The following is a 22437-nucleotide window of genomic DNA, read 5'->3' on the forward strand; positions in this document are numbered from 1 at the left end:
GTTGTTCTCCATTGCAGATACCAGCTTGAATCACGATCAGCGCCCGGTGGAAATCCCTTTTGTCAACACGGCCTAGGCTCCGCCTTGCCCCGCCAATTGCCGAAGCTGCGCCCACAATGCCTCTGGCACCTCGGCGCTGGCCTTTGGCTGCTTGCCTTGCCCCGGCATGCGGCAGCCCTCATCCTCGGCCACAAAACCTGCCAATTGTTCGACCCGGTCGTAAAAGCCCCCCTCGCCCGGATGAATCAGAACAAAATACTGCCCCAGATCATGCGGTTCGCCCTCGGGCGCCTTGAGCGGCTTGACCTCCCGGCTCAGGTAGCCTCCGCCCAGACAGGCGGCCAGAATCTCGACCATCAGGCCAATGCCCCAGCCTTTGTAGCCCCCAGATGAGACCATCGATCCGGCCAAAGCCGCGTCTGGGTCGGTGGTCGGTTGCCCGTCGACATCGATGGCCCAGCCTTCGGGGATCGGCTCGCCAGCGGCCTTGGCCATGGTGATCCGCCCTAAAGCCACCGTCGTGGTCGATTGATCGAACAGCATAGTCACGCCGCCCTGCCCGTCCGGCACCGCGAAAGAGATCGGGTTCGTCCCGATAACCCGCGTTTTACCGCCCGGCGGCGCCACGATGGGCGAAGCATTGGTGACACCCAGCCCAAGACACCCGGCTTTGGCAATCGCCTCCGTGAAATAGCCCAGCGCGGTGCAGGTATGGGCGTGATGCAAGGCAAGGCTGACGATCCCGAATTCGCGCGCGGCCTCAAGCGCCTGCGGCAAGGCCTTGGCAAAAGCGGGCTGGGCAAAGCCGTGTCCGGCATCCACGCGAAACTCGGCCGGGCGCGGGTGCGCAATATGCGGCGCCGCTTGCCCGTTGACCCGCCCCGTGACAAGCTGTTGGCAGTAGCTTTCAAGGTAATACAGCCCGCAGATGCGGTTTCCCCGCGCCTCCGCCCAGGCAATCGCGCGCGCCATTTCGGCAGCTATGGCGGACGTGGCGCCGTGGCTTTCCAAGGCTTGCGCGCTCAGCGTTTCTATCTCGTCGATGGCAATTTCGGGCATTAGGCACTCCGTCCATTCAGGGACCGGAGCCTATCGCGCCCCGGCCTTTAACCGAACGGTAGGCTGCAAGACGGTGGGCCTCAAGCGCGAAGGCAGGCTCAGGGTTCAAGTGGTCGGGGCCAGCGCGATATAGGTCAGGCTGCTTGCGGCGATCATTTCGCCGACGCCCGCCAGCAATACCACCGTTCCGTCTGACAGGTTGATTGCGAGCCCCTCTGCCGACAAGGTCTGAGCGGTGATCGCAGGGGCCGTTGCGCCTGAATATTCGATCATCAGCATGTCTTCGCTGCTGTCGAAATCGGTGATTTGCACGACACCATTTGCATAAAAGCTATCGGCGCCGGAGCCGCCCGTCCCGACGTCGCCATCTTCAAGAAAGAGCGCGTCGTCGCCGGACCCGCCGTCCAGTATGTCGGCTGCCCCGTCCGGCCCGGTTGCCAGACCGCCGTCAAGCCTATCGTCGCCAGAACCGCCGTTCAGCGTGTCCGACCCGAGACCGCCATAAAGCACGTCAGCGCCAGCCTCTCCCTCTAGCGAGTCGGCTTCGCTTCCGCCCGAGATCTGATCCGCACCATCACCGCCGATAAGAAGATCCATTCCCTCGGCACCCAGCAAAGTATCCTGCCCAAGGCCACCAAGCAGCGTGTCGTCCCCGGCACCGCCAAAGATCCAGTCAAAGCCATCGGCTCCATCGAGTATGTCATTGCCGGCACCGCTTTCGATGGTGTCGCTCTGCGCCGTGCCGGTGATCGTGTCGGCGCCGTCGGTCCCGACCAGAGTTGTCGGCGCAGTATCTGCGCCCGTGTCCCCAACAATGGTATCAACGCCCGTAACTGCTGTGTCCGTACCGGTTCCCAAGGTATCCGTCCCGGCCCCTGTCGCGTCGTCAGGCTCCTCGACATCGCCCCGGTTGGCCAGGAATTCCGCCAGCGACGAGAAATCCAAAAGCGCGTCTTGCGCCGCGACCTCATCCTCGGTCGTGGCGACTTCTGCGCCGTTGCCGCCGGTCGTGGCAGCAATGGCAAAGGGCACCAGGCCCAGCATCAAAATGATCAACTCCACGCCCATAACGGCACCTCGAATGACTGCTCGGGTCCGGTCTATAGGGAGAAATTGCTTAAATTTTGACGAAATTGGGGTGAACGGCCACGCCTGCGCTCAGGTCTCGCTCAGATACCCGGCATCCAGACGCAGACAGCGGTCCATACGTCCCGCCAGCTCAAGGTTATGGGTGGCGATCAGCGCCGAAAGGCCAGTTTCGCGCACCAGCCGCATCAAGGCGTCAAAGACCCGGTCCGAGGTCGCCGGGTCAAGGTTCCCGGTGGGCTCATCCGCCAAAAGCAGGCGCGGTTCGTTGGCCATGGCGCGGCAAAAGGCGACGCGCTGCTGTTCGCCGCCGGACATGGCGGCGGGGCGGTGATCAGCGCGCTCGGCGATGCCGACGCTCGCCAAAAGATCCAGCGCGCGGGCCTCGGCCTTGTTGCGCGCAACGCCATTGGCCAATTGCGGCAGCACGATATTTTCCAGCGCCGTGAACTCGGGCAGCAGATGATGGAACTGATAGACAAAGCCCAGATGCTCGCGGCGCATCAAAGTGCGCTTGCGGTCCGAACGGCTTTGCATTTCCTCGCCTGCGATCTCGACCTTGCCCGCGTCCGCCGTGTCCAGAAGCCCCGCGATATGCAACAGCGTCGACTTACCGGCGCCCGATGGCGCCACAAGCGCGACCACTTCGCCCTTGTTGACCGTCAGATCGGCGCCGCGCAGCACCTGCACCTCGGCCGGGGTGCCTTTTTTGTAGACCTTTTCGATGCCGGTCAGGCGCAAGACGGGATCACTCATAGCGCAGGGCCTCAACCGGGTTCAGCCGGGCCGCGCGGCGGGCCGGAAAGATCGTAACGACAAAAGACAGGCCCAGTGACAGGGCAATCGCTGCCGTGACATCCTGCACCTGCAATTTGGCGGGCAAGGCATAGATGCCGCGGATCGACGGATCCCAGACGCCTCCGCCGGACAGATAATTCACCGTGGCAAAGATCGGGTCGATGTAGATCGCGAACAGGCAGCCCAACAGCACGCCCAGCGCCGTTCCGATGATCCCGGTAAAGGCCCCGCAGATGAAGAACACCCGCATGACGGAACCTTCGGTCAGACCCATGGTGCGCAGAATGCCGATATCCCCGCCCTTGTTCTTGACCAGCATGATCAGCCCTGAAGTGATGTTCATCGCCGCGATCAGCACCAGCACCGAGAGGATCACGAACATCACGTTGTCCTCGATATCCAGCGCGCGCAGAAACCCACCGCTCGCGTCTTGCCACGTCCAGATCAGCGCGCCCACGCCTGCAGCCTCGGCAATGCCAGCGGTGTATTGTTCGACCTTTTCAGGGTTTTCGACGATCACTTCCAATTCATCCGCTTCACCTTCGCGGTTGAAGTAAAGCTGCGCCTCGTCGAAAGGCATGTAGATGCGGGTGCGGTCGATGTCATAGCGCCCGGCGGTGAAGATATAAGTGACCTCATAGCTCTTGACGCGCGGGCTGACGCCAAAGGCGGTCTTGACCCCGTTGGGCGAGATCAGCTTGATCTGATCGCCAAGGCCCACGCCCAGCATCATCGCCACCCCGGACCCGATCGCGACGCCGTCGTCGAACAAATCCAGCGTGCCGCGGCCGGTTTCAGGGTCGGCAACGCGCGGGATGGCCTTGAGATCCTCGGCGCTGATGCCAAAGACCTCGACCCCGGCGTTGCGCCCGTTGGCGGTGGCCATGACCTGCCCTTTGACCAGCGGCGCGACGCGCACGACACCTGGCACCTGCGCCACGCGCGTCGCCATGGCGTTGTGGTCCGGCAGGGTGCGGGTGCTGCGACCCTGATCATCCGTGCGCTCGATATGGTAGACGGTGACATGGGCATTCGCGCCAAGGATCGTATCGACAAACTCGGCCCGGAACCCGGCGCGCACTGCCAGCGTCGCAATCAGCGCGAAGACCGCCAATGTGATCCCGACAAGGCTGATCCACGTCATCACGGACACCCCGCCTTCGGCGCGCTTGGCACGCAGATAGCGCCATGCAATCATCCATTCAAACGGGGCAAAAGGGGGCGGTGTCTTGGCCATTCGTGCTCTTATCCGGCTGCTCTGGCCGGAAACTGGCCTTTTGGGCCGGTCCGGTCAAGCGCAACTGGGCGGAACCCGGCCAATCACCTGTTTCCCATTGAACGCGCTTTGACGTTTAGGGCGCCTTCGATAGAGTTGGCCCATGGACAAACTTCAACAGCTGACCGAGTCGCAGATCCGCAAAGCGCTGGCCGAAGGCAAGCTGTCCGGCCTTGAAGGCGAAGGCAAACCTTTGCCGCTGCGCCCGGGGGATGCACTGATCGATGCAGGCGATGCTGTCGGTTTTCGCATCATGGCTGAAGCCGGAGCGCTTCCCGACGAAATCAAACTGAAGGCCGCCTTGGATCAGGCGCGAAAGGACTGGCAGCAGGAAACTGATCCTGCCTTGAAAAAGCAGTTGATGAAGGTCATTGCGGACATCCAGCTGAGATATGAAATCGCCCGCGAAGCCCGGCAAAAGTTCCTGCGCTGATTTTCGTCTGACGCAGAACGGTGTTGCGGGGCACTTTGGTTTCTTGCCTGAATTCGCGCCCCGATAGACCACATTCAAATTGCGAGGCTTGCACCCGTCCGCGTCCCTGCCATAGTTGCAGGCATGACTGGACCCAGATACCCCGCCCTGATCGCTGCGCTTCCCTCAACCGTGCCGTTTGTCGGCCCCGAAGTGCAGGAGCGCCAACGAGGCGCCCCTTTCCGTGCCCGCCTTGGCGCAAACGAAAGCCTGTTCGGCCCCTCGCCCTTTGCCGTGGCTGCCATGCAGGACGAGGCGGCGGATATCTGGAAATACGCCGATCCCACCCACCATGATCTGATGGGCGCGCTTGAGGCGCATATGGGCTGTCCGCGCGAAAACATCGTGATCGGCGAAGGCATCGATACGCTGCTGGGCTATACCGTGCGGCTTGTGGTGGAACAGGGGGATGCGGTGGTGACCTCGGATGGCGCCTATCCGACCTTCAATTTCCATGTCGCGGGTTATGGCGGCGTTTTGCACAAGGTGCCCTACAAAGACGACCACGAAGACCTTGAGGCCTTGATGGACAAAGCTGCCGAGGTCGATGCCAAGCTGGTTTACCTCTCCAACCCGGACAACCCCATGGGCACGTGGCACAGCGGAGCCAAGATCGAAGCCGCGCTGAAACGTCTGCCCGAAGGTACCTTGTTCGTGCTGGACGAGGCCTATATCGAATTCGCCCCCGAAGGCACCGCGCCCCGGATTGATCCCGAAGACCCGCGCGTCGTGCGTTTCCGGACCTTTTCAAAGGCGTATGGCATGGCGGGCGCGCGCGTGGCTTATGCCGTGGGCGCGCGCGATCTGATCACGTCTTACGACAAGATCCGCAACCACTTTGCCATGAACCGGGTTGCGCAGACTGGCGCCTTGGCGGCCATGCAGGATCAGGAATGGCTTGAGGAAGTCGTCGATCTGGTTGGCGCTGCCAAGGCCGAGATCACCCGCATCGCCGAAGACAACGGCCTGTCCACCCTGCCCTCGGCCACGAACTTTGTGGCGATAGATTGCGGTCGCGACGGGGATTTCGCCCGTGCGGTTTTGGCGGCCCTGATCGCAGACGGCGTCTTTGTACGCATGCCCTTTGTGGCACCGCAGGATCGCTGCATCCGGGTCAGTGCGGGCCGGGCCGAAGACATGAAGATTCTGGCAGAGGCCCTGCCAAAAGCGCTTGAAGTGGCAAAATCCGGCTGAATTTACCAAAAATTCGGACCTTTACGGGATCGTGACCGTGAAGGGGCAAATGTTGCGCTATCATTTGGGTAGCAGCCGTGCCGAATAGGAGCGCCAGATGGAGAACCGTCATCCCAAGCGGGTCGAGGATTACACCTTGGCCAATCTGATCCTGATCTTCGTCAACCTGATGTGGATCTTCACAGCCGTCTGGTCGACCTGGGGGCTTGGCCCGGTGCTGATCCTTGCCGCGATCCTGAATCACCTGATCACGCGGCTGGATCTGCACAAGCGGCGCAAGGCCCCCGGTTTTGACAAGACCGAGCAGATCTAGGCTCAGCCTTTCGCGCAGACACCCGCCAGAAACTCGGTCGCCGCGGTGACGCCGCCTTTGCCATGTGGGATGTCCAACGCCGCAAAGCCGGTTTCGACCACCCCCAACAGGCCAAGGATCATATGGGCGCTGACATGGCCCATATGACCAAAGCGGAAAAAGCCGGTGCCATTCGGGTCATCGGGTTCGGACATGCCGATGCCCAGCCCAAGCGTCACCCCGGTCTGAGCGTCGGCCCATTCGCGCAAACGCATACCGTGCGGCGCCCCAAGCCGCAGGGATGTCACCGCGTGTGAGCGGAGCGATGGGTCGGGAATGTTCAGCGTCAGCGGTCCCGCACTGCCCCAGACATCGCAAGCGGTCCAGATCGCCCCGGCCAGCGCTGCGTGACGCGCCCAGATCGCCTCCATCCCCTCGGCCTTGATCATGTCCAGCGCCACGCGCAGACCGTACAGGTGATGGGTTGGCGCGGTGCCGTTGAAATACTGATAGAACATCTCGGGATTGGCGCGGTTTGTCCAATCCCAGTAGCGCGAAACCTGCGCCACGGCCCGGCGCTGTTCGGCGGCCTTGTCGTTGAAAAAGGCAAAGCCCAGCCCGGGCGGCACCATCAGCCCCTTTTGCGAGGCCGAGATCATCACATCGACGCCCCAGTCATCCATGCGAAACTCATCGCAGGCAAGCGACGCGATGCAATCGACCATCAGCAGCGCCGGATGCTGCAGATCGTCCAGAACCGCGCGCAGGGCCGCAACGTCGCTGCGCACCGAGGTCGATGTATCGACGTGCACCGCCAGCACCGCCCTGATCTTGTGCGCCTTGTCCGCCTCCAGCGCGGCGCGCACGCGCTGTGGGTCAATGGCACTCTGGCGGTCATGCTCGATCAGATCGACCTCGATCCCCATGGCCTGCGCCGTATCCGCCCAGCCCAGACCAAAGCGCCCGGTGGCTGGGACCAACACACGCTCGCCCGCGGCCACGGTGTTGGCCAGCACGGCTTCCCACATGCCATGACCGTTGGTGATATAGATCGCAACATGCCCGCCAGTCTGCGCGACATAGCGCAAATCCGGGATCATCCCCCCGACCATCTCGGGCAAGGCGCCTTCGTAGATATTGGGCGCGGGGCGGTGCATGGCCTGCAAAACCGCGTCCGGAATGACTGAGGGGCCGGGAATCGCCAGGTAGGGGCGGCCATGAGCAAGCGACATTTCGTGATCTCCTGAAGCACCCCAATCGGGGCCGCGACACACTACCCAGACCGGGCCGCGCGTCAATGCCACGCTTGCAAGACGCCGGGTCAAAGGCTACATCCGGCCCCTGATGTGACGGGACAGACTTGATGCTGCGTAAATTGTGGACCCAACTGGACAATGCGGAACGCCGGTTTCGCCGTTCCTGGGGCAAGGACATCTCGACCCCGTCAGCGCGGCGTTGGGCCAAGCTGCATTACCATCTGTTCGACCACGCCTTTCTGCGTATTTTATGGACGAACTTCTGGCCCGTGGCGCCCGGCGTCTGGCGATCCAACCAGCCGACCCATGCCCGGTTCGAGAAATACGCCGCCATGGGGATAAAGACGGTCGTCAATCTGCGCGGGGAAGACAAACACGCGCATTACCTGTTTGAAAAGGAAAGCTGCGAGGCGCTTGGCCTGAACCTGGTCAATGCCAAGCTCTGGGCCCGCGAAGCCGCCCCGAGACGCCGCATCCTGAACGTGATCGAAGCCCTGCGCGCGGCGGAAAAGCCAATGATGTTCCACTGCAAGTCCGGCGCCGACCGCGCCGGCTTTGTTGCGGCAACCTATCAGCTGGTCTTTGAAGGCGCCGACATTCAGGAGGCCAAGAAACAGCTTGGCCTGAAATTCATTCACCTCGATTTCACCGCCACCGGTGTGCAGGACTATGTTCTGGACATCTACGAGGCGCGACTGACCCTTGGGCAGATAGGCTTTGAAGACTGGATCGCGGCCGAGTATCAGGCCAAAGCCATTCAAGCCAGCTATGAGGCCAAGCGCCCTGCGATCGAGATCGCTCGGGATTTGATACCCCCCAAGGCACCCGCATGAGCAAGAAGTCCAAGGAACCACTCCCCAAAGTCTTGCCCGAACAGGCGCGCGGGTTGTTCCTGTGGCTTTGGCGTGGATATCTGCGCCGCTACACCGGGCTGATGTTCGTAGCCATGATCTTCATGTCCGTCGAGGGCGCGATGTTCGGTATGCTGTCCTACATGATGAAGCCGATGTTTGACGACGTCTTTGTCGGCGGCAATGCCGATGCGCTTGTCTGGGTGGCGTTTGCCGTTCTGGGCATCTTTCTGGCTCGGGCAGTTGCCGGGGTTGTCCAGAAGGTGGTGCTGACCCGGGTTTCGCAACTGTCCATGGGTGATCTGCGGCAGGACATGCTGCGCCATATCATGTCGCTGGACACCGGGTTTCATCAGGTCAACGGGCCGGGCCTTATGATGCACCGGGTCGAAGGCGACGTCTCGGCCATCGCCAAGATCTGGAACACGCTGATCACCGGTGCAGGCCGCGATGCGGTGGCGCTGGTGTCGCTGTTCTGGGTGGCTCTGCTGATCGACTGGCGCTGGACGCTGGTGGCGCTGGTTGGCGTGCCGCTGCTCGTGGTGCCATCGGTCTTTTTGCAGCGCTTCGTGCGCGGCAATGCCCGGCGCGTCCGCGATGTCACTGCGCGGATGTCCTCGCATCTGAACGAAGTGTTCCACGGCATCACCCCGATCAAGCTGAACACGCTCGAAGCCTATCAGCACAAGCGTTATCGCCTGATGACACGCGACCGGGTGCGCGCCGAAACGCGGGCCTCGGCGGGGCAAGCCTCGCTTCCCGGCCTGATCGACGTGATGAGCGGGATCGGCTTTGTCGGTGTGCTGCTGTACGGTGGTCGCGAGATTATCTCTGGCACCAAGACCGTCGGTGATTTCATGGCCTTTTTCACCGCCATCGGCCTTGCCTTTGAGCCTCTGCGACGGCTGGGCGCGGTCAGCGGGGCATGGCAGGTGGCCGCCGCCAGCATCGAGCGGATCAAGGCCCTGATGGAGACGCAGCCGGCCCTGAAATCCCCTGCGAATCCGGTGCCGCCGCCGCAGGGCGTGCCGCAGATCGAACTGCGCGACGTATTCCTCAGCTTTGGCGAGGCCCCGGCGCTGCGCGGCGTGTCGATGACCGCAGAGCCGGGCCAGACAACCGCATTGGTCGGCGCGTCGGGGGCTGGGAAATCAACCATCTTCAACCTGTTGACCCGGCTTCTGGATGCCGATCAAGGCGAGGTTCTGATCGGCGGCGTTGCAACGCGCGACATGGACCTTGGTGCTTTGCGCCGCATGTTCTCGGTCGTCAGTCAGGATTCGCTGTTGTTCGATGAAACCCTCCGGGAAAACGTGGTTCTGGGCCAGAATATCGACGACGACGCCTTGCAGCCTGCGCTTGAGGCCGCACATGTGTCTGACTTTCTGCCGCGCCTTGATAATGGCTTGGAAACGCCGGTCGGGCCACGCGGGTCAAACCTGTCGGGCGGACAGCGTCAGCGCGTGGCCATCGCGCGCGCGCTGCTCCGCGACACCCCCATCCTGTTGCTGGACGAGGCGACAAGCGCCCTTGATGCGCAATCCGAAGCTGTGGTGCAGGCCGCCCTCGAACGCCTGTCGCAAGGCCGCACGACCCTTGTGATCGCGCATCGACTGGCCACCATACGCAACGCCGACAAGATTATCGTGATGGATCACGGGCGCGTCGTCGATCAAGGCACCCATGACGAACTGATCGCCCGCGATGGCCCCTATCAGGAATTGTACCGTCTGCAATTCGATCAGCACTGACGGACTATTTGCGGTACTGTTTCGCCAGTTGCGCGGGATCAGCGCCGAACAGATAGCGGATCAGTATGGACAGGTTCCGCGCGCCGCGCCGCAGCCACCCCTGACGTTGATATTTGCCTGCATTGGTGACGGCATAGGCGGGCAGTTCCAGCATCTGCCGACGCAGAAGACGAGCAAGCGCAACGTCTTCCATCAGCGGGATGTCCGGAAAGCCTCCCGCCTTCTCATAACTCGCCCGGTCAATCAGCAGCCCCTGATCGCCATAGGGCAGCCCAAGATAGCGCGACCGCACGTTCGCCCAGCCCGAAACAAGCCGCGGCGCCAGCCCCTTGGCATCAAACCGCAGGCGAAAATGATAGGCGCCGGGGGTGGGCAGCGCCCGCAGGACGACCTCGGTCCAGCCCTCTTGCAGCGCCGTGTCGGCGTGCAGGAACAGCAGCCAATCGCCCGCAGCCGCCTCGGCCCCTCGGCGCAATTGCCCGCCACGCGACGGCGGGCCGGACACCACCTCGGCGCCTGCTGCCTCGGCAATTCCGAGCGTGGAATCCAGAGAGCCGCCATCGGAAAAGATCACCTCGCGGATCAACCCGGCGTTCAACCCCTCTCCCAAGGCTGAAAGACAGTGCGGAAGGCCGCTTTCGGCATCGAGTGTCGGTATGATAACGGAAATCGGTGCGCGCATGGGGCCTGTTCGCTGTAGCTTGACCGCCCTATATGGCAAGAAGAACCAAAAGGGGAGAGCCATGGCACATAGCGATAGAGCGGTTTTGCGGGTGAGCGGACCGGATAGCCTGAATTTCCTGCAAGGCTTGGTGACCAACGATGTCACCAAGCTGCAAAACGGACTAGTCTATGCCGCGCTCTTGACCCCGCAGGGCAAATACCTTGCGGATTTCTTTCTGGTGCCCGACGGCGAGGACATCCTGATTGACGCAGACGCCGCCCAGGCCCCGGCCCTGCTGCAACGCCTGAGCATGTATAAATTGCGCTCAAAGGTCGAAATCGCGCAAACCGATCTGGTCGTTTCCCGTGGGATTGGCAACCCGCCTGACGGCGCCTTTGCCGATCCTAGAAATGCGATACTGGGCTGGCGCGGATATGCCGGGCAACCGGGCGACGAGGCGGATTGGGACGCCCTGCGCGTTGCCGCATGCATCCCGAAAAGCAGCGTGGAGCTGACCCCCGACACCTTTATCCTTGAAGCCGGGTTCGAACGGCTGAACGGTGTCGACTTCAAGAAAGGCTGCTATGTTGGCCAAGAAGTGACCGCCCGAATGAAACACAAGACCGAGCTGCGCAAAGGTCTGGCCCAGGTCTTGGTCGAAGGCCGCGCCCCTGTTGGCGCCGAACTGACCTCGGCTGGCAAAGCGGCTGGCACGCTTTATACCCAAAGCGGCGGGCGCGGCATCGCTTACCTGCGCTTTGACCGCGCCTCGGAGGCCATGCAAGCCGAAGGGGCAACAGTGCGCTATCCGGCATGAGTGCGCATCTGCAGATCGAGACGCTGTTTGGTGCGCCTGTCGCCCGCGTGCGCCCTTTGCAAGGCGGCGATCTGTCCGAGGTTTTCCGCGTTGATCTGAAAGATGGGCGCCGCATTGCGGTCAAACGTGGCCCCCTGGTTTCGGTCGAGGCGCGGATGCTGACGGCCATGGCGCAGATCGGGGCGCCGGTGCCCGAGGTTCTGCATCAAGCGGACAGTCTGCTGTGCCTCGAATGGCTGGAAGAAACGGCCCCAACGGCGGGGAACTGGGCCGCGCTGGGACAGGCTTTGGCGCGCCTGCACCGCGTTGCAGGGCAAAGCTTTGGCTGGCCCGAAGATTATGCCTTTGGCAAGGTTCAGATCAGAAACACGGCCAGACAAGACTGGGTCACCTTCTGGGCCGAGAACCGCCTGCTGCCCTTCCTGCCAGATCTGCCCGCTGATCTTGCCACACGCGTCGAAGCCCTTGCGCGCGACCTGTCGAGCCATCTTCCAGACGCGCCCCGACCGGCCTTGTTGCACGGCGACATCTGGAGTGGCAATGCGCTGTTTACCGGCGACAAAACCTATCTGATCGACCCGGCTTGCTATTACGGCGACGCCGAAGTCGATCTGGCGATGATGGCGTTGTTTGGCGCACCCCCATCCGATTTCACCTCGGCCTATGGCGCGCTCGCTGATGGGGCGGCCTTCCGTCGTCCGATCTATCAACTATGGCCCGCGCTGGTGCACTTGCGGCTGTTCGGTGACGGGTATCGCCGGCTGGTCGAGAGATTGCTGGCGACGTCGGGGCACTGACCGAGCTCAGCCGCCAAGCGTCTTGCCCAGCACATGCACCGCTGGTCTCGCCCCCTGCAGCGAAAAGAATCGCTGCGCCTGATCGTTAAAGGCGTGATGCGTCACTCTCCATTCGCCGATATCCTCTTGGCGCATTTCGGCCTCCATCTCGGCGACCAAGACCTGCGCCAGACCCGCGCCCCTCAGCGCTGGCGCAACATAAAGATGATCCAGCAAAATGCATTTCCGGGCATTGCGAAAGCTGTCTCGCGGCAGATACTCGGGCACCGCCATGAGATAGGCCGACAAAATACCGTCCTCGCGATGGCCAAAGACCCAGGCTCCGGCCTTCACCTGCGTTTCCAGATGCGCCAACAAAGCCCCGCTCGATGCCTCATCGTGAAACACGTTTGGCAGATGGTTCACATGATGGGCATGCAGGGCCCGCAACAGCGGGACAACCTCGGGCAGCTCATGCGGGCTGAGTCTGGGCATGAAAAAGGCCTCCTGGCGCTGCGCCGGAGGCCTTGGTTCAGTTTGCCCACCGGTATCAAGGGCGAGACGCAGCCCTTAGGCGCGTTCGGAATATTCCATGGTTTCGGTGTTGACGACGATGTCTTCGTCCTGACCGACGAACGGCGGCACGGTGATACGCACACCATTGTCGAGAACCGCAGGCTTGAAGCTGTTTGCAGCGGTCTGGCCTTTGACCACCGGCTCGGTCTCGACAATCTTGCAAACCACCTTCTGCGGCACCGTCGCGTTCAACGCTTCGGCATCGTGGAATTCCACAACGATGGTCATGCCATCCTGAAGGAAGGGACGGCGATCGCCCAGCAGGTCAGCGGGCAGCTGAACCTGCTCATAGGTTTCAGTATCCATGAAAATCAGCTGGCCATCGTCTTCGTAAAGGAACTGCATGTCCTTCTGTTCAAGACGTACGCGTTCGACCTTGTCGGCGCTTCTGAAGCGTTCGTTAAGTTTTGAGCCGTTACGAAGATTTTTGAGCTCGACCTGAGCGAAAGCTCCGCCCTTTCCGGGCTTTACGTGGTCGACCTTTACAGCGGCCCAAAGGCCACCGTTGTGCTCCAGTACGTTTCCGGGGCGGATCTCGTTTCCGTTGATCTTGGGCATGTGGCAAAACCGTGGCAAAAGGTTGATGAATTCTTGACGGCCCCTATATCTGGCACAAGACGACCTTGCAAGACAACGATATGTCGTGTCGCATTCGCAGAAAGATATGCGAAAATTGCATAGGTGGTATGTGAATGTGGGGTATCCGAATCGGTACGAATAGGTCATAACCCCCCTCACGCCGAAAAAGACAAGAGCAATAATCAAAGGTCCACTCATGAAAGATTTCGTTGACAGCACCGCCTTCAATGCCGAGCAAGGCAACCGCGCACGCAAGCTGTTTGCGGCGGTGGTGTTGGCTGCCCTGGATGATGCCATTGCGGACGACAAGAAGTATGGAAACGGCCCCGAACAAATCGCCCGTTGGGCGCGTTCACGCGATGGTCGTGAAGTGTTGTCCTGCGCTGGGATTGACCCAAACGAACGTGTCGTTTCCGGCTTGATGGATTTCGTTGGCAAAGGCGTACGCACCTCTGTTGCGCTGTCGCGCGAAGAGAGCGAGCGTCGCAATGCAGCAGCGCAACAGGCCGAAGCTGCCTGATCCTAAAATCCAAGTCTGCCAGACAGAAAAACGCGCCCTTCGAGGGCGCGTTTTTTGTTGATCCAAAAGTCTGAATTATACGATCTGCACACTGCCGACGATATTGCCGTTCAGTCAAAATCCTGGCTGATCATGGCACGGTGAATCTCGCGGCGTACCAGCTTGCGGACGTTACGTGTGATCCGTTCGCCCAGCGCACCTTGCAGTTCTTGACGGACAATTTCGGACACCATTTGGCGCAGCATTTCGTCGTCAATAGTTGGCAAGGCCTCGGCTTCAGCTTCAGCTTCAGCTTCGACAGGGGCCTGAACAGCATTTTCGATACCAGCAGCCTTGGGCTGAGCGATCTTCACGTCTGCTGCGGGCGTGTGATGATCTTCCCACTCCAGCGGTGCAGAGGGGCGATGCACAAATGCCGCCTCTTCAACAGTATCTCCGTCCCATTCACCCGACTGATGCGCGACCATTTCTTCCAATGCGGCAATCTTGCTTTCCAAGCTCCGCGCCGGTGTTTCCTCTGATACCGGTTCTTCTGCTGCTTCGGCCTTGTCGGATTGTATTGCTCCGGCAAGCGCTTCAGCCGAAACATCCGTGACGCTGGCTTCCGGCTTTGTCTGGGTCAGATCCTCGGCGAGAAGGTCCTCCAAATCACCGCTGTCACCCTCGTCCATAGATGTCCCGGTCTCAACCTCGTCGCGGGCGTCCGCAGGAGCAGCGTCGATACGCAACGATTCGACTTCGACTTCGCGGCTCTCAATCGCGGCGCCTTCCGAGAAGGCGCGGGCGACCTCCTGTTCCACAAGCTGGCTCAAAATTGATGACGCGGTCAGAGGCGTGTCCGACTCAAAATCGTCATCCTCGAGATCGTCATCCGATTGCGAAACCTCATCCGAGTCTTCAAGGGAATCGGCCAGATCACCAGCATCCGCGTCAAGGAGATCCTGCAGTTGCAGCGTATCCGACGGCTCTTGTTCATCCGGTGCCGGTGTGCTGCGAAACTCAATGGTGTCCACAATCTCGTCAGAGGCGACCGGCAACGCAGGGGCGTCAGCCAGATCTGCCAACGCGGTTTCAAGCGCGTCCTGAACAGCGTCCTCAGACCCGACGAGTTTCGTCTCGGCCCCATCTGACCTGGCTTTACGTTCCGGCAGAATGGATTTGCGCTTGGGCAGATTGGTCGGATTGGTGAGCAGGACTGGCACTTCAGCAGAGGGCGCGGATTGCTTTGGCGTCTCCTCGATTTCCACGCTCTCGTCGCGGTCGTCCTGCTTAACGCGCAACGCTGGCGTCAGAACCAGACGGTCCGCCTGTGCCGGCGATTCGTGCGGGCGTTTCGGGCGCGTATCCTCGGATACGAGCCGCCGGATTGAGGACAAAACATCCTCTATTTCCATATTCGTCACAGGGTCAGACATTTTTTTATCCACTCTCGCCTCGGACAAGAGTTTACCCGCGCCAAGTCTTTCGCACAACAGAAGCAGAAAAAGTTAATCTTTTCTATGCGCACGCGATGGGCACATCTATCACTGGATCGGAAAGGAGCCGCCTCAAAGGGCGAAAGCGGCCTTCTTTTCAAAGCCCGGAAGCACCGGGGCCGTGCCGTTGAAGGCAAACCGCCAGTTCACCGCGCCATCCACCTTGTGCCCGATCCGCACTGTTCCCAACGCGTTTTCCATAAAGATCACTGCAATTCGGCCGCCATCCTTAAGCTGATCCGTCAGCCCCTCGGGCAAGGTCTCGACCCCGCCTTCGACGATAATCGCGTCATAGGGTCCGTGCTCTGCGGCCCCCTGTTCCAGCGGCCCGACGTGAAGAATCACGTTATCGGCATGGTGTTCGGTCAAAAGCGCTTGCGCCTCGGCGGCGCGATCTTCATCGTCTTCCACGGCGACGACAGCCTCGGCGATGCGCGCGATCACAGCCGACGAATAGCCAAGGCCAGCCCCCAGATCGAGCACGAAGTCCGAATTGCTGAGGTTGAGCGCATCCAGCATCTTGCCGAAAACACGCGGCTCCAGCACAACACGGCCTGCGCCCAGTTCAACATGGGTGTCCGCATAGGCGGCCTCGATCCGCTCGCGCGGGACAAAAACCTCGCGCGGGATGTTCAACATCGCGTCGATGATCGGAAATTCTGTCACATCGGACGGACGCACCTGAGTGTCGACCATCATGCGGCGGCGAGTAGCGAAGTCAGCCATGAACTAAACTCTTTCGTTCAGATACCCTGTCCTTTTGTGACACAACCGTCGGGGATGGGCAATGTCTTGCAAGCGCGTCCGGACGATTTGCGCATAGGTTGCTTACCGATTTGTATTGCCTCCGCAAAGCCGGTTGATATGCGCTTGACGAAGCTTTGAAGAGCCCCTAAGCAGGCGCTGCTCTGGCGAGTTGGCGGAGTGGTGACGCAGCGGATTGCAAATCCGTGTACACCGGTTCGATTCCGGTACTCGCCTCCATTTCACATCAAGCACTTGCGTCACCGTGTTTGCCCCTTCCTTTAGTTTCTGAAACAACCGTTGAAACTTTCACGTTTCGATCTTGCTTCTATCCAATTGATTTCTTGCCTCTTGAGCGCCCTTCTCAAGCTCCGTTTGTCTTCCAGACGCCCGGTCGCAAGGTCATCGCTGTGATAATCAGGGATCATCGGATGTCTCCCACCTTGCGCTTCCAATGCGAGGCGATGTCATTGAACAGCGCAGTGAAGGGCGGCAAGGCGTCAAAGCCGTTCGAGCTTTTGACCACCTTCACCTTGGCGCAATCATCCTCGACGCTGAGGATCTCGACACAGAACACGCCGCCCAAACCGGACGGAACAGCGATCTTCTTGCGCTCGTGCCGGTGCTTCCAGCATCAGACACACGCGCTATAAAGCCCGTCGATGACGTGACCGCCGGTTGTGCGATCACAGTCGCAGGTCCTGAATTTCGGGGGCTGATTTCGTGAGCCATTTGTGACCTCCTTTGGGAGGGGCTGGGGTTTGGTTCGTGGCTCAGGGAAACGCTCCCGTGGAGCCTTTCCGGTTTCCTCCCTACCCCACCGAAGGGCTGCACACCGGCCAATCCGATCTGACCGAATTCGCGACCAACGTCGCCCAAGCATCAGCTGCGCGTATTCTCGAACATCGGCCGCACGTCATGTCCGGCCATCTCTGGGTTTGCCTGCCGCCCGCTACCATAAAATTGGGTGACAACTAATTTCACCTGCTCTCTGTCGCTGGTGTCCGTGACTGAAACGGTTCGAGGCCGCAACATTTAGGCGCATCCGCGAGACGCCAAAGGCTAAAGCATTGAGGTCCAAGCCTTCGCATAAAGCGCCATCGGCTTTGACCCGGGCGCAAACCGGCTTGCCCCGGCGTCCGACGGAACCACTTTGCTTTCCGCCGCCAAAAGCGCTGCCCCCTGCGAAGTGCCCGTGGCGCTTTCCGAGGTCACGACATGCTGCCCCGAGGCCGCGGCCAGCATCTGGCAATATTCGGCATTGCGAGCAAAGGGGCCTTCGACGATGACCTCGCCCTGATGGCCTATTAGCTCAAGGCAGGTGGCCGTCATCAGCGCGAGGTAAAAGCTGGCGGCAACCGTGCGCTGCGGGCTGCCCAAGGCCGGTTCTTGCCCAATCCAAGATGCTTCGCGTCCCTGAAAGGGGCCGGATTCGCGAACAACGGCAGGCAGCAACATGGTGCCGTTTTCCAGGATATCCGCCACGGCCTCAGGCGTCGCCGGGGCCTGTTGGCCCGACAGGATCACCTCGTATTCGCGCCCGCCCATCACGCGGGCCGAGGGCACGGGATCGCCCAAACCATTGACATTGATCAAGGTATCGCGCGCCGGGTCCAGCGCCACCTTGCCCGCGCCCACCGCCATGACGATCACCCAAGTGCCTGTCGACACAACCGAGAACGGCGCCTTGCGCCCCAGCACATGCGGCAAAAGCGAAGCGTTGGAATCGTGTATGCCGCAATGCACGGGCGTTTCGGGGGGCAACCCGGTGCCCGCTGCGATTTCGGACAGGATATGGCCGAGCTTGTCCGCTGAAGGGCGCGCTGGCGCGATCCGCCCTTCCAATCCAAGCTTTGCTACCAGCGAGGAAAAGCGCCCCTCGCCCGGGTTCCAAAGGTCTGTATGACAGCCCAGCGACGACACGTCCGACGCCAAGGCACCAGTCAGCCGAAACCCCCAGTACTGAGGATAGGTCACGACCGTCGCAATCCGTGCATCAAGATCCGGATCGGTTTGCAGCATCCAATGCAACTGCGCGCCGACATTCAAACCCATCGGCAGCCGCGGCGAGCCTGTCTCGGAAAAATCCGGGCGGATGGCGTCATAGGAATCGGCCGTCTCATTCGGGCCCGTGTGTTCATAGTCCAGCACCGGCGCCGCCAACCCGCCCTTTTGGTCCAGAAGGACTGCGCTGGCGCCATGTGTGGTGATCGAAATCGCGTTGACGCCATGGTCGCGGTGAAACCGTGCCAGCCCCTCCAGCAGGAACGCCCAATGTCCTTCCACATCGAAGTGCGGATAGGGCGGGCCGGGCATAACCCTGTTGGGCCGGGTGAGAACGGCCAGCTCGGTCAGGCTGTTCAAATCGACCAGCGCCAGCTTGGCATTGGTTTTGCCTATATCGATGACAGCGACGTGGGTCATGGCATGTGAAAGACAGGCGTCAAAGCCGTGGCGACAGGTTCTTTGTCCGGTTTCGTCTGCATGATGTCCGCCATATGCGCCCACCATTTTTGCATCACCGGATGGCGCGGCAAGTCGTCCATGCCATGATCGTCGCGGCGCCAGAGCACCCCGAAAAGGATGTTCGTCTCTTCGTCCAGATAGATCGAATAATCCGACACGCCGGCTTCTTTCAGCAAGGTGACCAACTCGGGCCAAATTGCATCATGGCGTGCTTCGTATTCCGCCCGCGAGCCGGGGTTGAGCAGCATCTTGAAGGCGTATTTGTGCATCATCCCCTCCACATGGCCCAAAGCCGTGGCAGCGCGATCACTCCGATCAACAGCACCCCGATGAAGATCGACATGACGATCCCCGGCACGTTCAACAGCCCCAGACCAAAGGTGACCAGCCCCATGACAAAGGCCGCGATCACGACGCCCGGAATGGTCCCCGATCCGCCAAGGATGTTCACGCCGCCCAGCACCACCATGGTCACCACCTCCAGTTCCCAGCCAAAGGCGATCGAGGGACGGGTCGAGCCTAGCCGCGAGGTCAGACAGACCGAGGCGACCCCGGCCATCAGGCCCGTCAGCAGGAACAGGATGAACTTGACCCGCTGCACGCGGATGCCGGAAAACAACGCCCCTGTGGGGTTGTTCCCGATGGCAAAGACCGCGCGGCCAAAGTTCGTCTTGTGCAACAGCACACCGTAGACCAGCGCCAAAACCGCGAAAAGCACGAACTCGAACGAGATCACCCACCAGACATAGCCCTGCCCGAAATAAGAAAACTCCGAGGGGTAACCTTTGAACACCTGATCGCCCAGCACGATATAGCTGATGCCGCGAAACAGGCTCATGGTGCCGATTGTCACCACGATGGACGGCAGCCCCATGCCGGTGACCAGCAAGCCGTTGAAGGCCCCGCAGGCCAAGCCAACGCCCAACCCGATCAGCACCAAAACCGGCGCACCGACCTGCATCTGCGCCGCCGCCCCCATCGCGGTCGAGGCGAGCGCGATGATCGAGGCTACGCTGAGGTCAATTTCTCCGGCGATGATCAACATCGCCATGGCAAAGGCGATCATCGCCTTTTCGGTGAAGTTGAAGGTCGCGTCGCTGAGGTTCCAGGCGTTCAGGAAATAGGGCGAGGCCAGCGAGTTGGCGACAAAGATCCCCACCGCCACGGCCAGCAGCAGGCTCTCCCAGCTTTTCAGCAGACGGGCTGCGCGGCTTTCCAGACGGTCGGGAATATGTCGTGCAGTATCGCTCATGCCAAGCCCTCTGCTTTCTTGAGGATGATGCGGCCTTTGGCGCGGCCCGAGCGGGCGTTGAAGGCCACGGCGATGACAATGGCCGCGCCCGAGATGGCCAGTTGCCAGAAGGGCGAAATACCGACCACCGGAAGCGCGTTCTTGACGATGCCAAGGAAAAGCGCGCCCAAAATGGCGCCCAGCACCGTGCCCGCCCCCCCGGCAATCGAGATGCCGCCAATCACGCAAGCCGCCACGACCTCAAGCTCGAACCCGCCTGCGATGTCCACATAGGCCACCGAATAGCGCGCTACCCAAAGATAGCCTGTCAGCCCGGCCAGCGTCCCCGACAGCACAAAAGCCCAGAATTGCGTCTTGCCCACGTCCAGCCCGGTATAGACCGAGGCATTGGGATTGCCGCCCACCGCGTAAAAGGCGCGGCCCAGTGGCGTGCGGGCGATCATTGTGAAGAACACGGCAGCCACAAGGATGGCGATCCAGCTCAGCACCGGCAGGCCAAGGATCATGGCGCGCGGAAAACCGGTAAAGGCAGCGCTCATTTCGTGGCTGTTGACCCATTCGCCGCCTGAAATCACGAAAATGATGCCGCGGTAAATGGTCATGGTGCCCAAGGTGACAACAATGGGCGGGATCGACAGTTTCCAGACCATCACCCCGTTCACCGCCCCCATAACCGCCCCCATGCCCAGCGCCAGCGCAAGGATCACCACGACGGGAACACCGGGGTAGGCCGCGTTCAACATGGCGCAGACCATCCCGGTCAGCGCCAGATTGGCCGCAACGGACAAGTCGATACAGCGCGTCAGGATCACCACGGTCTGCCCCAGCGCAAGGATCAACAGGGGCGAGGTGTCGTTGAACACCCGCGCCAGATTGTCCGGCGCGACAAAGCCCGCAAAGCGGCTTGCGATCAGCACCAGCAGCACAAGGATCACGCCAATCAGAAGCGCCTCGCGCGATTTCAGAAAACCCGTCATTGTGTTGCTCCGATCCCGGCCGCGTGGCGCACCAGCGTTTCGGGCGTCAGATCATCGCCTTCAAGTTCCGCTGCAATCAGCCCTTCGCGCATCACGATCACCCGGTCCGACATGCCAAGGATTTCCGGGATCTCCGAGCTTACCATGATCACCGCCAAACCCTGTGCTGCCAGTTCCGCCATGAACTCATGCACCGCCGCCTTTGACCCGATGTCGATGCCTTTCGTCGGCTCGTCCAGAATGATCACCCGGGGCTTGGTCGCCAGCCATTTGGCGATCACCACCTTTTGCTGGTTGCCTCCGGACAGATTGCCAACGTCCTGATCCAGCGAAGCCGCGCGCAGATCCAAACGTTCGGTATACTCACGTGCCAATTTCAGCTCTTCGGCCAATCGCAGGAACCCGCCCTTTGACGTCTGCGCCAGCGACGGCAGCGTCACGTTCTGGAAAATCGGCAGGCCGATGATCGCCCCCTGCTTGCCGCGATCCTCCGGGACATAGACGATCCCGTTCTCGATCGCATCGGCAGGCGAGCGGATCACCCGCACGTTGCCATCAATGCGCACCGCCCCTTTCGAGGGCTTGGTGATGCCAAAAAGCGCTTGCATCAACTCGGATCGCCCGGCTCCGACAAGCCCATAGAACCCAAGGATTTCTCCGCGTTTCAGATCAAAGTTGATGTCGTCGAATTCGGTCGGATGGGCATAGCCAACGACTTTCAGAACTTCATCCCCAACCGTGTGATCGGACTTGGGGAAAATCTGATCCACATCGCGGCCCACCATCAGGCGGACCAATTCAGCTTCGCCGACATCGGCCATCAGGCCCGAGCCGACGAGCTGACCGTCGCGAAACACCGTGTATCGGTCGGCGATGCGGAAAATCTCATCGAATTTGTGGCTGATAAACAGGATCGCCCGCCCCTCGGCCTTGAGCCGCTCGACCAGGTCGTAAAGCTCTTCGATTTCCTTCTGGGACAGCGCGGCCGTCGGTTCGTCCATGATCACCACACGAGCGTCGACGGAAAGGGCGCGTGCAATGGCGACAAGGTGCTTGTTGGCAATCCCCAACTCGCGCAGTGGCATCATCGGATCCAGAGGCGCGTCGATCCGTTGCAGGATGTCCCGCGCCCGGCGGCGCATTTCCGGCCAGTCAATCAGGCCAAACCGGGTGCGCGGCGCGTGACCGATAAAGATGTTCTCGGCCACCGACAGCTCATCGAACAGCACGGTTTCCTGATGGATCGCGGTGATGCCGGCCTGCGTGGCATGCTGCGCCGATGGGAAATGCACCGGCGCTCCGTCCACGTTAATCTCGCCGCCATCGGGTTGATAAATACCGGTCAGCACCTTCACGATGGTCGATTTCCCAGCGCCGTTTTCGCCCACAAGCGCCGTCACCTGCCCCGGATACAGGGCCAGCGACACGCCATCCAGCGCCTTGACGCCCGGAAAGGTCTTGGTGATCCCGGTCAGGGCCATGACGGGTGCAGTTGTCCCGTCCACGGGCCTTTGGGCTTGCGCGGTTTGCAGCATTGTGGCGCCTAATTCAGCTGG

24 protein-coding genes and 1 tRNA gene are annotated in these 22437 nt (G+C 61.1%); 9 read left to right on the forward strand and 16 right to left on the reverse strand.

All coding sequences use genetic code 11. The features are described from left to right. Positions 1-72 precede the first annotated feature (72 nt). The 4 genes from ACOYQJ_RS23465 to ACOYQJ_RS23480 form a co-directional block, all read right to left on the reverse strand. Entirely contained in the window at positions 73-1059 is a 987-nt protein-coding gene (locus ACOYQJ_RS23465) for an Ldh family oxidoreductase (RefSeq protein ID WP_422908337.1), read from the reverse strand. Positions 1060-1164: 105 nt separating this feature from the next. Further along, a complete protein-coding gene (locus ACOYQJ_RS23470) occupies positions 1165-2127 on the reverse strand; it encodes a calcium-binding protein (protein WP_422908338.1) in 963 nt (320 codons plus the stop codon). Positions 2128-2217: 90 nt separating this feature from the next. Beyond that, entirely contained in the window at positions 2218-2901 is a 684-nt protein-coding gene (locus tag ACOYQJ_RS23475; protein ID WP_422908339.1) for an ABC transporter ATP-binding protein, read from the reverse strand. Then, on the reverse strand, positions 2894-4180 hold the full coding sequence (locus ACOYQJ_RS23480) for a lipoprotein-releasing ABC transporter permease subunit (protein WP_422908340.1): 1287 nt from the start codon (positions 4178-4180) through the stop codon (positions 2894-2896). Before ACOYQJ_RS23480 ends, ACOYQJ_RS23475 begins: the two co-directional genes overlap by 8 nt. Before the next feature lie 142 nt (positions 4181-4322). Between ACOYQJ_RS23480 and ACOYQJ_RS23485 the strand changes: the two genes are divergently transcribed. From ACOYQJ_RS23485 to ACOYQJ_RS23495, 3 genes are all read left to right on the forward strand, one after another. Then, complete coding sequence (locus ACOYQJ_RS23485) at positions 4323-4652, forward strand: DnaJ family domain-containing protein (protein ID WP_422908341.1); 330 nt, start codon at positions 4323-4325, stop codon at positions 4650-4652. Positions 4653-4775: 123 nt separating this feature from the next. After that, positions 4776-5885, forward strand: a complete 1110-nt coding sequence (locus tag ACOYQJ_RS23490; RefSeq protein WP_422908342.1) for a pyridoxal phosphate-dependent aminotransferase — start codon at positions 4776-4778, stop codon at positions 5883-5885. A 97-nt stretch (positions 5886-5982) separates the two neighbouring features. Beyond that, positions 5983-6198: a histidinol phosphate aminotransferase gene (locus ACOYQJ_RS23495; RefSeq protein WP_422908343.1), complete on the forward strand. Its 216-nt coding sequence runs from the start codon at positions 5983-5985 to the stop codon at positions 6196-6198. Positions 6199-6200: 2 nt separating this feature from the next. Here the strand turns inward: ACOYQJ_RS23495 and ACOYQJ_RS23500 are convergent, their stop codons facing one another. Then, positions 6201-7409 (reverse strand): pyridoxal-phosphate-dependent aminotransferase family protein, encoded by a 1209-nt coding sequence (locus ACOYQJ_RS23500; protein WP_422908344.1) that lies wholly within the window; start codon positions 7407-7409, stop codon positions 6201-6203. Positions 7410-7540: 131 nt separating this feature from the next. Here ACOYQJ_RS23500 and ACOYQJ_RS23505 point away from each other — a divergent pair, with 131 nt between their 5' ends. Together ACOYQJ_RS23505 and ACOYQJ_RS23510 are read left to right on the forward strand one after the other, a co-directional pair. Then, on the forward strand, positions 7541-8266 hold the full coding sequence (locus ACOYQJ_RS23505; RefSeq protein WP_422908345.1) for a fused DSP-PTPase phosphatase/NAD kinase-like protein: 726 nt from the start codon (positions 7541-7543) through the stop codon (positions 8264-8266). Then, entirely contained in the window at positions 8263-10035 is a 1773-nt protein-coding gene (locus ACOYQJ_RS23510) for an ABC transporter ATP-binding protein (protein ID WP_422908346.1), read from the forward strand. The genes ACOYQJ_RS23505 and ACOYQJ_RS23510 overlap by 4 nt, the downstream gene beginning before the upstream one ends. Positions 10036-10039: 4 nt before the next feature. Here ACOYQJ_RS23510 and ACOYQJ_RS23515 read toward each other — a convergent pair whose 3' ends face one another. Next, complete coding sequence (locus ACOYQJ_RS23515) at positions 10040-10717, reverse strand: TIGR04283 family arsenosugar biosynthesis glycosyltransferase (RefSeq protein ID WP_422908347.1); 678 nt, start codon at positions 10715-10717, stop codon at positions 10040-10042. 61 nt (positions 10718-10778) lie between these two features. Between ACOYQJ_RS23515 and ygfZ the strand changes: the two genes are divergently transcribed. Together ygfZ and ACOYQJ_RS23525 are read left to right on the forward strand one after the other, a co-directional pair. After that, positions 10779-11516 carry a CAF17-like 4Fe-4S cluster assembly/insertion protein YgfZ gene (ygfZ, locus tag ACOYQJ_RS23520; RefSeq protein WP_422908348.1) on the forward strand — a complete coding sequence of 246 codons (738 nt, stop codon included), beginning with the start codon at positions 10779-10781 and terminating at the stop codon, positions 11514-11516. Further along, positions 11513-12313: a fructosamine kinase family protein gene (locus ACOYQJ_RS23525; RefSeq protein WP_422908349.1), complete on the forward strand. Its 801-nt coding sequence runs from the start codon at positions 11513-11515 to the stop codon at positions 12311-12313. Before ygfZ ends, ACOYQJ_RS23525 begins: the two co-directional genes overlap by 4 nt. Positions 12314-12319: 6 nt before the next feature. Here the strand turns inward: ACOYQJ_RS23525 and ACOYQJ_RS23530 are convergent, their stop codons facing one another. Both ACOYQJ_RS23530 and efp read right to left on the reverse strand, forming a co-directional pair. Beyond that, entirely contained in the window at positions 12320-12787 is a 468-nt protein-coding gene (locus ACOYQJ_RS23530) for a GNAT family N-acetyltransferase (protein ID WP_422908350.1), read from the reverse strand. Positions 12788-12862: 75 nt separating this feature from the next. Continuing rightward, positions 12863-13426, reverse strand: a complete 564-nt coding sequence (gene efp, locus ACOYQJ_RS23535) for an elongation factor P (RefSeq protein ID WP_422908351.1) — start codon at positions 13424-13426, stop codon at positions 12863-12865. 217 nt (positions 13427-13643) lie between these two features. On the opposite strand from efp, the gene ACOYQJ_RS23540 reads away from it, so the two are divergent. Next, positions 13644-13967, forward strand: a complete 324-nt coding sequence (locus ACOYQJ_RS23540; protein ID WP_422908352.1) for a DUF6280 family protein — start codon at positions 13644-13646, stop codon at positions 13965-13967. Positions 13968-14077: 110 nt separating this feature from the next. On the opposite strand, the gene ACOYQJ_RS23545 is transcribed toward ACOYQJ_RS23540, so the two are convergent. Both ACOYQJ_RS23545 and ACOYQJ_RS23550 read right to left on the reverse strand, forming a co-directional pair. Continuing rightward, on the reverse strand, positions 14078-15382 hold the full coding sequence (locus ACOYQJ_RS23545; protein ID WP_422908353.1) for a hypothetical protein: 1305 nt from the start codon (positions 15380-15382) through the stop codon (positions 14078-14080). Between the two features lie 132 nt (positions 15383-15514). Next, positions 15515-16168: a protein-L-isoaspartate O-methyltransferase family protein gene (locus ACOYQJ_RS23550; RefSeq protein ID WP_422908354.1), complete on the reverse strand. Its 654-nt coding sequence runs from the start codon at positions 16166-16168 to the stop codon at positions 15515-15517. A gap of 184 nt (positions 16169-16352) precedes the next feature. Here ACOYQJ_RS23550 and ACOYQJ_RS23555 point away from each other — a divergent pair. Then, positions 16353-16426: transfer RNA gene (locus ACOYQJ_RS23555), tRNA-Cys, on the forward strand. A gap of 184 nt (positions 16427-16610) precedes the next feature. On the opposite strand, the gene ACOYQJ_RS23560 is transcribed toward ACOYQJ_RS23555, so the two are convergent. The 6 genes from ACOYQJ_RS23560 to ACOYQJ_RS23585 form a co-directional block, all read right to left on the reverse strand. Beyond that, entirely contained in the window at positions 16611-16763 is a 153-nt protein-coding gene (locus ACOYQJ_RS23560) for a hypothetical protein (RefSeq protein ID WP_422908355.1), read from the reverse strand. 485 nt (positions 16764-17248) lie between these two features. Further along, positions 17249-18610, reverse strand: a complete 1362-nt coding sequence (locus tag ACOYQJ_RS23565; protein ID WP_422908356.1) for an FGGY-family carbohydrate kinase — start codon at positions 18608-18610, stop codon at positions 17249-17251. After that, positions 18607-18921, reverse strand: a complete 315-nt coding sequence (gene rhaM, locus ACOYQJ_RS23570; RefSeq protein WP_422908357.1) for an L-rhamnose mutarotase — start codon at positions 18919-18921, stop codon at positions 18607-18609. Before rhaM ends, ACOYQJ_RS23565 begins: the two co-directional genes overlap by 4 nt. Beyond that, complete coding sequence (locus tag ACOYQJ_RS23575) at positions 18921-19904, reverse strand: ABC transporter permease (RefSeq protein WP_422908358.1); 984 nt, start codon at positions 19902-19904, stop codon at positions 18921-18923. The genes rhaM and ACOYQJ_RS23575 overlap by 1 nt, the downstream gene beginning before the upstream one ends. Then, on the reverse strand, positions 19901-20881 hold the full coding sequence (locus ACOYQJ_RS23580; RefSeq protein ID WP_422908359.1) for an ABC transporter permease: 981 nt from the start codon (positions 20879-20881) through the stop codon (positions 19901-19903). Before ACOYQJ_RS23580 ends, ACOYQJ_RS23575 begins: the two co-directional genes overlap by 4 nt. Further along, positions 20878-22416 (reverse strand): sugar ABC transporter ATP-binding protein, encoded by a 1539-nt coding sequence (locus ACOYQJ_RS23585; protein WP_422908360.1) that lies wholly within the window; start codon positions 22414-22416, stop codon positions 20878-20880. The genes ACOYQJ_RS23580 and ACOYQJ_RS23585 overlap by 4 nt, the downstream gene beginning before the upstream one ends. Positions 22417-22437: the final 21 nt, after the last annotated feature.

The sequence above is a fragment of the Pacificoceanicola algae genome, from assembly GCF_049341065.1.
Taxonomy (GTDB): domain Bacteria; phylum Pseudomonadota; class Alphaproteobacteria; order Rhodobacterales; family Rhodobacteraceae; genus Pacificoceanicola.